We start from the raw sequence: 14801 nt of genomic DNA on the forward strand, positions 1-14801 counted from the left end.
GCGAGATCCGCTGCCCCGACATTGCTCATAAATTCTACTGGGTGACACGGCCATGCAGCGACGCCTTGCTTACGCCACGCTTCTTCTCCTGACGTCTCAACTCGTCTCTCCGGCCGCGCTCGCCCAGACGACGGGGCAGGCGGCGCCCGCGCCGTCCACCACCGATGCGCAGGCGGAGCAGAAGACCCCCGAGGTCTCCGCGCCGGGCGTGGACATGGACATGACCGACATCGTCGTGGTCGGGCGCCATATCCCGAACGTCGTGCGCGCCACCCCGCAAGTGGTGTCGGTGCTGTCGAGCGAGGACATCGCGCGCACGGGCGAGGGCGATATCGCCGGCGCGCTGACGCGCGTCACCGGCCTCAGCGTCGTGGGCGGCGGCTTCGTCTATGTCCGCGGCCTCGGCGATCGCTATTCCTCGTCGCTGCTCAACGGTTCGGCCCTGCCGAGCCCCGAGCCGCTGCGCCGCTCGGTGCCGCTCGACATCTTCCCGACCTCGATCGTCGGGTCCGCGCTCGTCCAGAAGACCTATTCGGTCAACTATCCGGGCGAGTTCGGCGGTGGCGTCATCAACCTCACCACCAAGGCGATTCCCGACAAGGACTTCGTGACGATCGGCGGGTCGATCTCGGCCGACACGGCGACGACGAGCGAACTCGGCTATACCTATTTCGGCAGCAAGACCGACTGGCTGGGCTTCGACAAGGGCACGCGCAGCGTGCCCGACTTCATCCGCAACGCCCCGGCCGGCTCGGGCCTGATCCCCGCCGGGCAGGTGCTCCAGCTCTCCAATGCCTCGACCACGCTGCTCCAGCGCAACGACCATCTTCCGGCCAACTGGTCGGGGGAGATCAGCACCGGCATGGCGTTCGACCTCGGGTCGGACCGGCTCGGCGTGATCACCTCGGTCGGCTACAGCAATACCTTCCGGACCCGTTCGATCCGCCAGCAGGACAGCGTCACCCAGAATGGCGCGATCCGGAACGACTTCCACACGCTGCTCACCGACAACCGCATCATCGGCAACGCGCTGCTCGGCCTCGGCTATTCGTTCGGCGACAGCACGATCCGCTGGACCAACGTCTATATCCGCGACGTGCTGAAGCAGGGGCGCGGCTCGGCGGCGACGATCTACAACAATGCCAGCGGGCTGCGATTCCAGCAGAACACCAACTGGTTCGAACGCCAGCTGTTCGAGAGCCAGCTGGTCGGCGAGCTTCGCTTCTCGCCGGCGCTCCGGCTCGATCTGCGCGGCGCCTATGCCAATTCGAAGCGCAACGCGCCCTATGAGCGCCAGTTCGACTATCTCTGCTCGCCGACCACCACGACCGGCGCCCCGGCCAAATATGACGGCGGCAACGGCATCGGCGGCATGCAGTGCGATGGCGTGTACCAGGTCACGCAGCGCTTCTCGCCGTTCGCCTCGATCATCTTCTCGGACCTGAACGAGGATCTTTGGACCGGCCAGGCGGATTTGGTCTACAAGCTCGATCCGATTCCGCTCACCCTGTCGGCGGGCTATTTCTATTCGGATACCAGCCGCTTCTCGCGGCGCCTGCAGTTCAACTACCAGACCAGCGCCGGCGGCGGCACCGCGCCGGGCTATCCGTACAACCTGCTGCGTCCGGATTATCTGCTCAGCCCCGATGTGGTGAACAATGCCTGCCCGCAGGTCGGCCGCGGCGCCTGCACCATCGAGATGCAGTTCAACACGCCGCTCGGCGCCTATGCCTATGATGCGAAGCTGCGCATCAACGCGGGCTATTTCCAGGCCGAGACCGAGGCGCTGGACGGGCTGCGCGCGGTGGCGGGCGTCCGCTACGAGAAGGCCGAGCAGAGCGTCACGCCGATCGGCACGACCGGCAAGCGCCTGAACAACGACTATTTCCTGCCGGCGATCACGGTCACCTGGAACTTTGCGGAGAACATGCAGCTGCGCAACAGCTTCTCGAAGACCATCTCGCGCCCGCAGTTCCGCGAACTGGCGCCGCAGCAGTTTCGCGATCCGGACTCGGACCGCCTGTTCTTCGGCAACCCGCTGCTGCGCGACTCGGAACTCTACAATTTCGAGACGCGCTTCGAGTGGTTCTTCGCGCGCGACCAGCGCTTCACGCTGGCGGGCTTCTACAAGCGGATCGAGAATCCGATCGAGCAGGTGGGCTTCTACACCGGCGCCGACGATCGCTTGCAGACCGGCTTCACCAACCTGCCCAAGGCGAAGCTCTATGGCGGCGAAGTCGAGCTGCAGAAATATTTCCCGCTCGATACGCTGGGCGGCTTCTTCAGCACCCGGCGCGCGCTGGTGATCGCGAACTACACCTACACCCATTCGTCGATCACCGCGGATAGCAGCTGCGCGCCCAACGTGCTGAACCAGACGCTGGCGGGTTGCGCCACCGGCTTCGGCCCGGCCAGGCTGCAGTTCCGCGACGGGGCGCCGCTCACCGGCCAGTCGGATCACCTGGTCAACCTGCAGCTCGGCATCGAGGACACGCAGAGCCTGTCGCAGCTTACGTTCCTGTTCAACTATGCGAGCGACCGCGTGACCAATCGCGGCCCCTCGAACCTGTCGGGCAACGGGTTCCAGCCCGACATCATCGAGCGCCCGGGCATCCGCTTCGACATCGTCGCGCGCCAGGGCTTCGAGCTGGCCGGCGGCAAGTTCGAGCTCAAGCTGGAGGGGCGCAACCTTACCCGCACCCGCTTCGACGAGCGGCAGACCTTCCCGAACGGCAGTGTCGTGCTGGTGAATCGCTACAATCTGGGCCGGGTCTTCACGCTCGGCGTCAGCACGACCTTCTGACCCGAGGTCCGGAAACGAAGCGGCCGGCGGGGTGTGAGCCCCGCCGGCCGTTCTTCGATCTGCCTCCAGCTTGGGAACCTGGAATCCAGGCCTCCTATTTCGTCCTTCCGCGCGGGCGGGGACCCAGGCCAGGGGCAGGTCGCGCACGGTCGAGCCCAGCGCTCGCCGGAGAGCGCTCGCCTCGTGGCGTCGTTGCACGCTGCGCTGCCCTGGATCCCTGTCCGCGCAGGGTGGACGCGGTTTGTGGATCGAGTCCCGACCCTGGGGTCGCGATCCAATCGGCAACCGCGTCGTCCCCGCGAAAGCGAGGACCCATCTCGTGCGTTCTCCCCACCTATCCGGTGAAGCTGGCGGCAAATCGGGGAGATGGTTCCCCGCTTTCGCGGGGATGACGAAGGAGATCGATACGGCGAATAGAATCAAAGCCTTGATCGGGTTTCGACCTTGGGCGCGGTTCCGTACGGCTCACCAGCCCCAGGGGCGCTCGCGATACCATTGGGTGACGACGTATTTCAGCCCCGCGCGCACCTTCATCGCATGGTGGAGGGTAGAGGGGTTGGGCGTGCCGTCCGGCCGCAAATTGTTCCAGGCGATCACCTTGCCGGTCTCGGGCTGGATGATCTTGTCGATTGCCTTGAACCGCGTCGCGCCGCCGGCTTCGACTTCGTTGAGATAGAGCATCACCGTCCAGGTCCGCTGGCCGGCGACCGCGCAATATTTCTCGAAATCGCGGCCCTGCGGCTCGAAATAGTCGGTGTGCGCCTTGAACTCCTGGCCGATGTCGTAGCGCTGGCCCTGCATCGGTTCGCCATGGGTGGGATCGAGCCCGGTGAATGCCGTCATCCGCCGTTTCAACTCCATCACCACCGGGTCGTTCGAATTGAAGTCGCAGGTTTCGCTGGTGCGGAAAGCATAGTCGTCGTTCGCGTCGGCGATGGTCGACGGGCGCCGCTCCGCATCGATCTTGATCATGAGCAGCTGGCAGAGCTCGGGTTCGAGGAAGTTCTTGGCGATGAACATCGCGATCTTGGGATGCGGCACGCGCTGTACGCCGGGCCAGCGCATGATGTGGTCGACGACCGGCTCGGACGGGTGGCCGGCGCCGAGATTGAGGAGCGGGGAGACGGCATCTTGCATCGCGGCTTTCTGCCAAAAGCCATGCCGCAGCGCCAGCACGACGCTAAATCGTCATAAAAGCGCAAGCGTCATGTCACACGATGTGCCTAGCGCATGACGCTTCGCAGAGGGGACCCTATGGACATGGAAACCGAAGCGCCGGTGCCGGTGGCGGATACGCCCCAGCCGCCGCTTTTTCCGGACCCCCATGCCGGATCTCCGGCGGAAGCGCTGATCGCCGAGGGACGCCGCCGCCGCGCCTCGCACATCCATCTCGAGATCGGCCCGGCCGGCGCCACGGTGCGCATGCGCGTCGCCGGCCAGCTCACCGAGCCGCGCCACCATCCTGCCGATCGCACGCTCGCCGCCGCCTTCCGCAGCCTTGCGGAGGTATCGGTGCTGGCACAGGGCGAAGCGGAACGCTTCGTGCTGCGGCTGGACGGCGGCGAGCGGCGCGAGCGGGCGTTCGAGGCGATCGGGATGAGCCGCGCACTCGTCGACACGCTGCTGCCGGCCCTGCGCCGGGGCGGCCTGGTGCTCGTCGCGGGGCCGGCGGGATCGGGCCGCAGCACCACGATCGCGGCGTTGCTCAGGCATTTCTCGGGCTCGACTCGCCACATCGCGACGATCGGCACCTTGCCCGTCGAAGGCGCGACGCGCATCGAGGGATGTGCCGGCGCGGCCGCGATCCGCGCCGCGCTGGAGCAGGATCCGGACGTGATCGCGCTCGATGGTCTCGACGGGCGCGAAGCCGCCGCCGCGGTGGCCGAAGCGGCGGAGGCCGGGCATCTCGTCCTCGCCGCGATCGATGCGCCCGATGCCGTTTCGGCGATCCGGCGGATGCGCGACTGGCGCGTCGAGCCGTTTCGCCTCGCTTCCACCGTGGCCGCGGTGCTCGCCCAGCGCCTGGTGCAGCGGCTCTGCGCGGATTGCCGCCGCCCGGTGCAGGCTCAGGGATCGGTTTCGGCGCTGCTCGGTTTCGATTCGGGCGCGATCGTCCATGCGCCGGTGGGTTGCGAGAACTGCGAGGGCACCGGCTTCACCGGCGAGACCGGCGTGTTCGAGGCGATCGTCGCCGATGGCGCGATCCGCCGGCTGATCAACGATGGCGGGGACGAGGCCATTCTCGCGCGTCACGCCTTCCTGCGTGCGCCCAATCTGGGGTCGGCGGCGCGGGCGCTGGTGCGCGAGGGGCTGACCACGCCGGAAGAGGCCGTACGCATTTCACGCGGATAATTGCCCGCAATTATCTTGCGCTTCGTATCGGCCCCGGCTAAGCGCGCCTTCTTCACGGCGGTTGTAGCTCAGTTGGTTAGAGCATCGGTTTGTGGTACCGAGGGTCGCGGGTTCAAGTCCCGTCATCCGCCCCATTTCTTCCCCTAGTGACCGCGCGCGGCACATAGACGTGCGGCACCCTCCGCAGGAATCTAGCGCGTGATCACCGACTGGGGCTTCCCCGATTTCGACGACCATGAGGGCGTCCACCTGTTCAGCGACCGCGAGTCGGGGCTGAGCGCAATCATCGCAGTCCATTCGACCAAGCTCGGCCCGGCGGCCGGCGGTGTGCGTTTCTGGCATTATGCCGACACCCGCGCCGCGATCACCGACGCGCTGCGCCTGTCGCGCGGCATGAGCTACAAGAATGCGATGGCGAATCTGCCGCTCGGTGGCGGCAAGGGCGTGATCCTGGCGAGCGAGCCGGGCGCGACCGTCACCACTGCGCAGCTGGAGGCGTTCGGCCGCGCGGTCGAATCGCTGGGCGGCCGCTATGTCACCGCCGAGGATGTCGGCATGTCCGAGGCGCGGATGAAGGTCGTCGCGACTCAGACCCGCCACGTCTCCGGCCTGCCCGTCGCGGAAGGCGGGGCGGGCGGCGATCCCGGTCCGATCACTGCCCGCGGCGTCTATCTGGGCGTGAAGGCGGCGGCGAAGCGCGGCCTCGGCGCCGATTCGATGGCCGGGGTGCGCGTCGCGATCCAGGGCGTCGGCTCGGTAGGCGGCGGCGTCGCCCGGCTGCTCGCCAAGGACGGCGCGAAGCTGACCCTTGCCGACGTCAATGCCGAGCGCGCCAAGGCGCTGGCGGCGGAGCTCGGCGGCGAGGCGATCGACGCGGCGGACATCCTCGGCATCGAGACCGACGTCCTCAGCCCCAATGCACTGGGCGCGATCTTCACCGAACAGTCGATCGCCGCGCTCAGGACCACGGTGGTGGCCGGCGGCGCGAACAACCAGCTCGCCACCCGGGCGGACGGCCAGCGGCTTCACGATCGCGGCATCCTCTATGCGCCCGATTATGTGATCAACGCGGGCGGCATCATCAATGTCGGCCTCGAATATCTGGGCCAGGGCAACATGGCCGAAGTGATGGCGCGCGTGGAGAAGATCCCCGAGCGCCTGGTCGAAGTGTGGGATGAGAGCGCCCGCACCGGCGATCCGCAGAGCGAAGTGGCCGATCGCATCGCCCAGCGGCTGATCGGGCGTTAGCGCGAACCCGGGTCCCGGCAAGGGCCGGGATCCGGTGCGGCAGTGCGGTTCGGCCAAGGCCCCGGCTTCGGCCGGAGCGCCCGGATCCGGAATTTCCCCCCGGTCCGCGAAAAAATCGCCTGGGCATGTCACATCCGGAGCGCCCGTCTCGTCATGCATGCGTCCAACCAAGGAGATGCATGATGACTGCCCGACTCGACCTGTTCGCCGCCGCCCCCGCCGAGATGAAGGCGTGGTACGAGATGTCGCTCAAGATCGCGCCCAAGCTCGAGCACAGCCTGCTCGAGCTGGTGAAGATCCGGGCTTCGCAGATCAACGGCTGCGCCAACTGCCTCAACATGCACACCGCCGACGCGCGCAAGGCCGGCGAGACCGAGCAGCGCATCTATCTGCTCAGCGCCTGGCACGAGGCGCCATGCTATACGCCGCGCGAGCGCGCTGCGCTGGCATGGACCGATGCGCTCACGCTGGTATCCACGGCGCGGGCGCCCGAGGATCTCTATCGGGAGCTCGCCTTCGAGTTCAACGAGGAGGAGCAGGTGCAGTTGACCCTGATGATCAACACCATCAACGGCTGGAACCGGCTCGCGGTGGCCTTCAACCTCTTCTACGAGGGCAAGCCCGCGGTGGCGGCGGCGTGAGCGGCGCGGACGCAGCGGCGAGCTTCGATCCGCTGCGTCCGCGGCTGGCGCGCATCGCCTATCGCATGCTCGGCTCGGTCGCGGACGCGGAGGACGTGGTGCAGGATGCGTTCCTGCGCTGGCTCGCCACCGATCGCGACCAGATCCGCGAGCCCGAGGCGTTCCTGCGCCGGGTGGTGACGCGGCTGTGCCTCGATCAGCTCAAGTCCGCCCGTGCCCGGCGCGAAACCTATGTCGGCCCCTGGCTGCCCGAACCCGTCGTCGAGGCGGAGGAGGAAGTGGAGGATGTGACGCTACCGCTGCTGATGGCGCTGGAGCGCCTCTCGCCGCTGGAGCGCGCGGCCTTCCTGCTCCACGACGTGTTCGGCGTGAATTTCGACGAGGTGGGCGAGACGATCGGCCGGGATCCCGCCGCCGCGCGCCAGCTCGCCAGCCGGGCGCGCACCCATGTCCGTGCCGCCCGGCCGCGCTACGACCTGCCGAAGGAAAAGGGGCTGGAGATCGCCGCCGCCTTCTTCGCCGCGTCGCGCAGCGGCGACATGGGGGCGCTGCGCGGCCTGCTGGCGGCCGATGTGTCGCTCTGGTCGGACGGCGGCGGCAAGGTGCCCGCGGGCCTGAAGCCGATCCATGGCATCGAGGACATGATCAAGCTCCACAGCTCGCTCGCCCGCTTCTTCGCCAAGGAGATGTCGCGCGTGGTGCGCTACGGCATGATCAACGGCCTGCCGGGCTTCGTCACGATCGAGCCGGGCGGCGTCCTGCAAACCACCGCGCTGGCGATCGAGGAGGGCCGGATCGTGGGCATCTATGTGATGCGCAACCCGGACAAGCTCGGGCATCTGGGGGCGGTGCATTGATCTGAATTCCTCCCCGAGCTTGCTCGGGGAGGAATTGGGCTGCGCCTTGCAATGTAGGATTTCGTCTGTTTCCCTCACCCGGCCGGATCGTTCCGGCCGCTCTTTGAGCGGTTGGGAAAATAGGATCACGCTCGCGCAAGGAAGTTGCGCGATGCGCGCCGTTTGCGGGAAATCGGGGAAAATCGGTGGGGGACTCATCCCTCGCCATGGGCGACGTTCGCGACGTTTCGCGCCGCGGCCGGGCGTCTGTCGCTGGATATCGCGAGGCCATGGATTCCCGCCCGGAACCTCGCTAGTCATCGCGCGTGCCCGTCTTGCATGCCTTCGCCAATCCCGCGCGCTTCCTCAAGATTGCGCGGCCGCTGACGCCGATCCTGTTCTGGCTCGGCGTGGCGCTGGTGGCGTTCGGCTGCTGGGCGGGGCTCACGCTCACGCCGCCCGACGCGGTGCAGAAGGAGAGCGCACGCATCCTCTACATCCATGTGCCCAGCGCCTGGCTGGGCATGGGCGGGTGGAGCGGGCTGGCGATCGCGTGCCTGAGCTATCTCGTCTGGCGGCATCCGCTGGCCAGCGTCGCGGCGCGGGCGATCGCCCCGGCGGGGGCCACTTTCGCGGCGCTCTGCCTGCTCACCGGCTCGATCTGGGGGCGCCCGACCTGGGGCACCTGGTGGGAGTGGGACGGGCGGCTGACCAGCATGCTGCTGCTCTTCTTCGTCTACATCGCCTGGATCGCGCTGGATCGCGCCGATGCCGAGCGATCGGGCGACGGGCGGGTGCCGGCGCTGTTCGGCGTGGCGGGCAGCGCGCTGCTCCCCATCGTCCATTATTCGGTGATCTGGTGGAACACGCTCCACCAGGGCGAAAGCGTGCTGGCGGGCAAGATCCACCCCGCGCTGCTCTGGCCGCTTTTCTTCACGCTGGGCGGCTTCACCCTGGTCTTCGCCGGGGTGGTGCTGATGCGGATGCGCGCGATCCTGGCGGCGCAGAAGGTCGAGGCGCGGTTGCGGCGGATGGCGGCGGCATGAACCATTGGCCGTTCATCACTGCCGCCTATCTGGTGGTGCTGCTCGGCACCGGCGGGCTCGCGGCGTTCAGCTATGCCGCGATGCGCCGCGCCGAGACGGCGGCCGCGGCGCTGCGGGGCGGCGGCGAATGAAGCCCAAGCATCAGCGGCTGGTCCTCGTGCTGCTCGCGCTGGGCGCGATCCTCGGTGCGTCGGCGCTCGCCATGTCGGCGCTCCGCGACCAGGCGGCGTTCTTCTATGCGCCCGGCGACGTGAAGGGGAAACCGCTGCCGCTCGACCGGCATGTCCGCCTGGGCGGCATGGTCGAGAAGGGTTCGATCCGGCGCGCGGCCGATGGGGTTTCGATCCGTTTCGCGGTGACCGACGGGCAGGCGGTGGTGCCGGTCGCCTTCCGCGGCGTGACGCCGGACCTGTTCAAGGAAGGATCGGGCGTGGTGGCGGAAGGGCGGTTCCAGCCGGACGGCAGCTTCGTCGCCGACAATATTCTCGCCAAGCATGACGAGCGCTACATGCCGCCCCAGGCCGCGGGCAACATGCACGAGACGAAGACGCTAGCCAAATGAGGGATGGGCAGTGATCGCCGAAGCCGGTCTCGCCGCGCTGTGGCTCGCGACGGGCTTCGCGCTCGTGCAGGTGCTGCTCGCCTGGGGCGCGGCCAAGGGCGCCGACCAGGCCGGCGGGCCGATGGTGATGACGGCGCTTCGCCGCGTCGCGATCGTCCAGGGCCTGCTGGCGCTCGTCGCCTTCGTCCTGCTGGTGGTCCTGTTCGTGCAGTCGGACATGTCGGTGCTGCTCGTCGTCGAGAACAGCCATTCGATGAAGCCGCTGATCTACAAGATCGCCGGCGCCTGGGGGAATCACGAGGGCTCGATGCTCCTGTGGGTCACCGTGCTGGCGATATCGGGGGCAGGCGTGGCGCTGTTCGAGAAGCGGCTGCCCCGGGGCACGCTTGCCGCCACGCTGGGCGCGCAGGCGGCGATCGCGATCGGCTTCTATGCCTTTCTCGCCTTTGCCTCCAACCCGTTCGTCCGGGTGAGCCCGCCGCCGCTCGACGGGCGGGGCCTCAACCCGCTGCTGCAGGATCCGGGGCTCGCCTTCCATCCGCCGACGCTCTATCTCGGCTATGTCGGCCTGTCGGTCGCGTTCAGCTTCGCGGTGGGCGCGCTGCTGATGCGCGACGTCGGCCCCGCCTTTGCCCGGGCGATGCGGCCCTGGGTGCTGGCGGCCTGGATATTCCTCACCATCGGCATCACCGCCGGCAGCTATTGGGCCTATTACGAGCTCGGCTGGGGCGGCTGGTGGTTCTGGGACCCGGTGGAGAATGCCTCGCTGATGCCGTGGCTGGCGGCGACTGCGCTGCTCCACTCGGTGAGCGTGCTCGCCACCCGCGACGGCCTGCGCGCCTGGACGGTGATGCTGGCGGTGGTCGCCTTCTCGATGTCGATGATCGGCACCTTCCTGGTCCGCTCGGGCATCCTGATCAGCGTCCATGCCTTTGCGGTCGACCCCACCCGGGGCGGCTTCATCCTCGCCCTGCTCGGCCTCTATATCGGCGGGGCGCTGGCGCTGTTCGGCGCGCGGATCGGCACGGTGAAGCAGGGCACCACCTTCGAGCTGGTCAGCCGCGAGGGCGCGCTGGTGCTCAACAACCTGCTGCTCTCGGTAATTCTCGGCGTCGTCTTCATCGGCACGCTCTATCCGCTCGTCGCCCAGGCCGCCGGCGTCCAGCTCTCGATCGGCGCACCCTTTTTCGAGAAGGCGGCGGTGCCGGTCGGCCTCGCGCTCGTCGCGGCCACGGCGGCGGGGCCGTTGCTCAAATGGCGCCGCGACCAGTGGAACGCGCTGTTTGGCAAGCTGCTCGTGCCCGTCGGCGTGGCGGGCATCGCCTTCGCCCTGGTCTTCGCGCTGGGCGGGGCGCAGTGGCTGCCGGCACTGGTGCTCGGCCTGGCCGCCGGGCTCGCCGTCGCCAGCGTCCTTCCGCTCATCCGCCGCAACCTGCGCCGCACGCCGCTGCACCTCTATGGCATGGTCGTCGCGCATCTCGGCATCGCGGTGAGCATCGCCGGCATGGCGGCGGACGGTGCCTTCAAGGTCGAGCGGCTGGCGGCGATCTCGATCGGGCAGAACGTCACCGTCGGCCCGTACCGCATCGAGCTGCTCGAGGTGCGGCCCGCGGTCGGCCCCAACTGGTCGGCGCTCGAGGCGCATCTCAAGGCGACGCGCGGTGGGAGCGCGCCATTCGACCTTTTCCCGCAGCAGCGCTTCTTCGCCAACCCGCCGACCAACACCAACGAGGCCGCGATCGCGACCGAGCTGGACGGCCAGCTCTACACCGTGATCGGCCAGGGCGACGGCGCGGGGCGCTGGCAGATCCGAGCCTGGTGGAAGCCCTTCGTCACCTTGATCTGGGCGGGCGGGGCAATGATCGCGCTGGGCGGGCTGCTCTCGCTGATCGGACGGGTGCGGCGGGAACGGCGCGATGCGGAGGAGGCGCCATGAGGCGGCTGCTGCTCTGGGCACCGCTGGCGCTGTTCGCCCTGATCTTCGGGCTGGTCGCGGCCGGGCTGATCAAGCCGGCGGATCGGACGATCCGCTCGGCGATGATCGGCAAGCCGTTGCCCGAGCTTGCGATGAAGCCGCTGCTGCCCGGACGGCCCGGCATCGACACGGCCGACTTCGCCACCGGAAAGCCGCGACTGCTCAATGTGTTCGCCAGCTGGTGCATCCCCTGCATCGCCGAGGCGCCCCAGCTGCTGAAGCTCAAACAGGCCGGAGTGGAGATCGATGCGATCGCGATCCGCGACACGCCGGAGGCGGTGCGGGCCTTTCTCGCGCGGAACGGCGATCCCTATGCCCGGATCGGCGACGATCCCACCGGCAAGGCCCAGATCGCACTCGGCTCGTCGGGGGTGCCCGAGACTTTCCTGATCAACGGCCGGGGCGAGATCGTCGACCAGCATGTCGGCGACATCCGGGCGGACGATATTCCCGCGATACTGCGCAAGCTGGAGGCGGCGAAATGAGGCTGGCGGCCTTGCTTCTCGCGCTGCTCCTGGCGGCCCCTGCTGCGGCGGATTCGAACCGGCCGCCGGCGGCGCTGGCCTATACCCAGCTGCCCGATGCCGGGCAGGAGGCGAGGGCCAGGGCATTGATGGAGACGCTGCGCTGCCTCGTCTGCCAGGGCCAGTCGATCGCCGATAGCGATGCCGAGATGGCGGGGGACATGCGCGCGATGGTTCGCGAGCGTATCGCCAGGGGCGAGCAACCTGCGGCGATCCGCGGATATCTGATCCAGCGCTATGGCGACTATGTCACCTATGATCCGCCGTTCAGCTGGGTGACCGCACCGCTCTGGATGGCGCCGGTGGTGCTGCTGGTCACCGGCCTGCTGCTTGCACGGCGCCTGTTCCGCAGGAAGGGGGCGTGATGGGCTGGGTGATGCTCGCCACGATGGCCATCGTCGCGGTGCTGGCGCTCGCGCTGCTGCGCTATCCGCGCAAGCTGTGGACCGTCCCCGCCACGGCGCTCATGCTCGGCGCCGCGGGCTATGCCTGGCAGGGCAGCCCGGGGCTCCCCGGCCATCCCGTCGCGCCGGGCGGACAGCGGGTCGAGGTCGACCAGGGGCTGATCGACTTGCGGGACGCGATGTTCGGCAAATACGGCACCTATGCCTGGAGCTATGGCAATCTGGCCGACGGCATGCTCCGCCAGGGCGATCGCGAGCGGGCCGTGAAGGTGTGGCAGGGCGCCGTGCGGCAGGTGCCCGGGGATGTCGCGCTATGGACCGGCTTCGGCTCGGCGCTCGCCGAATATGACGGCAACGAGCTGTCGCCGGCCGCGCAGTTCGCCTTCGACAAAGCACTGGCGCTGAGCCCCGAACATCCGGGGCCGCCCTTCTTCTACGGGCTCGCGCTGATCCGTGCGAACCGCTTCGCCGAGGCCGAGCCCTGGTGGGAGAAGGCCGTGGCGCTGACGCCGGAAAAGGCGAGCTATCGTCCGGCGCTGGTGGCGCGGCTGCTCACGCTGGAGATGTTCCTGCAGGAACAGGCCCGGCGGGAAGGCCGGCCGGCCCGCTGACGTTCCAAACGCTCGATCTTGGCTCGAGGCCGCGCTAGCGCACCGCCATGAGCATCAACCAGCCCATCCGGATTCGCCCCGCGCTTGCAGGGGATGCGCCGCGCCTGAAGGCCATCTTGCAGGACAGTTTCGAGAGCACCTGGCTGCCGGCTCTGACGTCGGCCGCCGCGGCGCGCTATCGCGCCGAGGATCGCGGGGCACGCTATGTCGAGGACAGCCTCGAGGCGTTCCGCGTCGCGGAGATCGCAGGCGTCGTCGCCGGTTTCGTGCACTGGCAGGGCGATTTCGTCGAGGGCCTCCATGTTCATGGCGACCATCGGCGACGGGGAATCGGCAGGCTGCTGATGGATTGCGCGGAGCGCGCGATGGCCATGGAGGGCTTCGCGGCGGCGCGCCTCGAGACCGACAGCTTCAACGTCGCCAGCCAGGCATTCTATCTCGGCCGCGGCTATGCCGAACAGGCGCGCTATCCCGACGAGGAATGGGACAGCGGCTTCACGACCATTCTCTACGTCAAGCAGCTCGATCGCGGTCGGGACCCCGCGCCCGAATGAAACGAGCCGGGAAACGACGGGCGTTCCCCGGCTCGCGATCCTGTTCGAGGCGCGATCAGCCGGCCCAGGCCTGGTAGGGCAGGTCGAGATCGTCGGCGACAGCCTTGAACGCGATCTTGCCCTTGTAGACGTTGAGGCCGTTGGCGAGATGCTTGTCGGCCTTCATCGCGCCCTCGGCGCCGAGGTTCGCCAGCTTGAGCACGAACGGCAGCGTCGCGTTGTTGAGCGCGAAGGCCGAGGTGCGGGCGACTGCGCCCGGCATGTTGGCGACGCAATAATGGATCACGCCGTCGACTTCGTAGACGGGGTTGTCGTGCGTGGTGGCGTGGCTGGTCTCGAAGCAGCCGCCCTGGTCGATCGCGATGTCGACCAGCACCGAGCCGCGCATCATCGTCTTGAGCATGTCCTTCGTCACCAGCTTCGGCGCAGCGGCGCCCGGCACCAGCACCGCGCCGATCACGACCTGCGCGGTCTTCACCGCCTCGGCGATCGCGGCCTTGCTGGCATAGGCCGTCTTGATCTGGCTGCCGAAATGCATGTCGAGCTCGGCCAGACGCTCGTTGTTGATGTCGTAGATCGTCACATCGGCGCGCTGGCCGGTGGCCATCTGCGCCGCATTGATGCCCGAGACGCCGCCGCCCAGGATCGCGACCTTGCACGGCGCCACGCCCGGCACGCCGCCGAGCAGCTCGCCACGGCCGCCCTGTTCCTTCTCGAGATAGTGCGACGCGACCTGGATCGACATGCGGCCGGCGACTTCCGACATCGGCTTGAGCAGGGGCAGCGCGCCCGAGTTCGACGTCACCGTCTCATAGGCGATGCAGGTCGCGCCCGAGGCCATGAGGCCCTCGGCCTGGGGCTTGTCGGCGGCGAGGTGGAGATAGGTGAAGAGGATGTGGCGCGGCTCGAGCAGCGCGATTTCCTGGGGCTGCGGCTCCTTGACCTTCACGATCATGTCCGAGCCGGCGAACACCGCGGCGGCGTCCGGCGCGATCTTCGCACCGACTTTGACATAGGCTTCGTCGTCGAAATCGATGCCGGTGCCGGCCTTGGTCTCGACCAGCACTTCGTGGCCGGCATGGACCAGCTCGGCGACCGAAGCCGGGGTCAGGCCGACGCGATATTCGTGATTCTTGATTTCCTTGGGAACGCCGATGCGCATGGGAACCTCTCCATGAATGCTATTGGCGCGCAGAATATAGCATGGCGGGCGGGGAATCCCTGCAAAGATATGACAGGGATGTG

General features: G+C 68.1%; 15 protein-coding genes and 1 tRNA gene. 14 read left to right on the forward strand and 2 right to left on the reverse strand.

What is annotated here, in order from left to right:
* Nucleotides 1-52: 52 nt before the first annotated feature.
* A complete protein-coding gene (locus CAP40_RS08975) occupies nt 53-2803 on the forward strand; it encodes a TonB-dependent receptor domain-containing protein (protein WP_086129022.1) in 2751 nt (916 codons plus the stop codon).
* 465 nt (nt 2804-3268) lie between these two features.
* Here CAP40_RS08975 and CAP40_RS08980 read toward each other — a convergent pair whose 3' ends face one another.
* A complete protein-coding gene (locus CAP40_RS08980) occupies nt 3269-3940 on the reverse strand; it encodes a 2OG-Fe(II) oxygenase (protein ID WP_179188006.1) in 672 nt (223 codons plus the stop codon).
* A 123-nt stretch (nt 3941-4063) separates the two neighbouring features.
* On the opposite strand from CAP40_RS08980, the gene CAP40_RS08985 reads away from it, so the two are divergent.
* The 13 genes from CAP40_RS08985 to CAP40_RS09040 all read left to right on the forward strand — a co-directional run bounded on the left by CAP40_RS08985 (nt 4064) and on the right by CAP40_RS09040 (nt 13556).
* Nucleotides 4064-5155, forward strand: a complete 1092-nt coding sequence (locus CAP40_RS08985) for a GspE/PulE family protein (RefSeq protein ID WP_256924094.1) — start codon at nt 4064-4066, stop codon at nt 5153-5155.
* 57 nt (nt 5156-5212) lie between these two features.
* A tRNA-His gene (locus tag CAP40_RS08990) sits at nt 5213-5289 on the forward strand.
* A 64-nt stretch (nt 5290-5353) separates the two neighbouring features.
* Nucleotides 5354-6403 carry a Glu/Leu/Phe/Val dehydrogenase dimerization domain-containing protein gene (locus tag CAP40_RS08995; RefSeq protein WP_086129024.1) on the forward strand — a complete coding sequence of 350 codons (1050 nt, stop codon included), beginning with the start codon at nt 5354-5356 and terminating at the stop codon, nt 6401-6403.
* Nucleotides 6404-6585: 182 nt separating this feature from the next.
* On the forward strand, nt 6586-7044 hold the full coding sequence (locus CAP40_RS20645) for a carboxymuconolactone decarboxylase family protein (protein WP_218822124.1): 459 nt from the start codon (nt 6586-6588) through the stop codon (nt 7042-7044).
* Nucleotides 7041-7901: a sigma-70 family RNA polymerase sigma factor gene (locus CAP40_RS09005; RefSeq protein ID WP_218822125.1), complete on the forward strand. Its 861-nt coding sequence runs from the start codon at nt 7041-7043 to the stop codon at nt 7899-7901. The genes CAP40_RS20645 and CAP40_RS09005 overlap by 4 nt, the downstream gene beginning before the upstream one ends.
* A gap of 305 nt (nt 7902-8206) precedes the next feature.
* Complete coding sequence (gene ccmC / locus CAP40_RS09010) at nt 8207-8926, forward strand: heme ABC transporter permease CcmC (RefSeq protein WP_086129027.1); 720 nt, start codon at nt 8207-8209, stop codon at nt 8924-8926.
* On the forward strand, nt 8923-9057 hold the full coding sequence (locus tag CAP40_RS20760) for a hypothetical protein (protein ID WP_256924095.1): 135 nt from the start codon (nt 8923-8925) through the stop codon (nt 9055-9057). The genes ccmC and CAP40_RS20760 overlap by 4 nt, the downstream gene beginning before the upstream one ends.
* Nucleotides 9054-9488, forward strand: a complete 435-nt coding sequence (gene ccmE, locus CAP40_RS09015; protein WP_086129028.1) for a cytochrome c maturation protein CcmE — start codon at nt 9054-9056, stop codon at nt 9486-9488. The genes CAP40_RS20760 and ccmE overlap by 4 nt, the downstream gene beginning before the upstream one ends.
* A 10-nt stretch (nt 9489-9498) precedes the next feature.
* On the forward strand, nt 9499-11424 hold the full coding sequence (locus CAP40_RS09020) for a heme lyase CcmF/NrfE family subunit (RefSeq protein WP_086129029.1): 1926 nt from the start codon (nt 9499-9501) through the stop codon (nt 11422-11424).
* Nucleotides 11421-11948: a DsbE family thiol:disulfide interchange protein gene (locus CAP40_RS09025; RefSeq protein ID WP_086129030.1), complete on the forward strand. Its 528-nt coding sequence runs from the start codon at nt 11421-11423 to the stop codon at nt 11946-11948. Before CAP40_RS09020 ends, CAP40_RS09025 begins: the two co-directional genes overlap by 4 nt.
* Nucleotides 11945-12352 carry a cytochrome c-type biogenesis protein gene (locus CAP40_RS09030; RefSeq protein WP_086129031.1) on the forward strand — a complete coding sequence of 136 codons (408 nt, stop codon included), beginning with the start codon at nt 11945-11947 and terminating at the stop codon, nt 12350-12352. Before CAP40_RS09025 ends, CAP40_RS09030 begins: the two co-directional genes overlap by 4 nt.
* Nucleotides 12352-13002, forward strand: coding sequence for a hypothetical protein (locus CAP40_RS09035; RefSeq protein ID WP_086129032.1), 651 nt, complete (start codon nt 12352-12354; stop codon nt 13000-13002). Before CAP40_RS09030 ends, CAP40_RS09035 begins: the two co-directional genes overlap by 1 nt.
* Before the next feature lie 47 nt (nt 13003-13049).
* Nucleotides 13050-13556 (forward strand): GNAT family N-acetyltransferase, encoded by a 507-nt coding sequence (locus CAP40_RS09040; RefSeq protein ID WP_086129033.1) that lies wholly within the window; start codon nt 13050-13052, stop codon nt 13554-13556.
* A 55-nt stretch (nt 13557-13611) separates the two neighbouring features.
* Here CAP40_RS09040 and ald read toward each other — a convergent pair whose 3' ends face one another.
* Nucleotides 13612-14718 (reverse strand): alanine dehydrogenase, encoded by a 1107-nt coding sequence (gene ald, locus CAP40_RS09045; protein ID WP_086129034.1) that lies wholly within the window; start codon nt 14716-14718, stop codon nt 13612-13614.
* Between the last annotated feature and the right edge of the window lie 83 nt (nt 14719-14801).

Source organism: Sphingomonas sp. IBVSS2, assembly GCF_002127225.1.
Lineage (GTDB): Bacteria > Pseudomonadota > Alphaproteobacteria > Sphingomonadales > Sphingomonadaceae > Sphingomonas.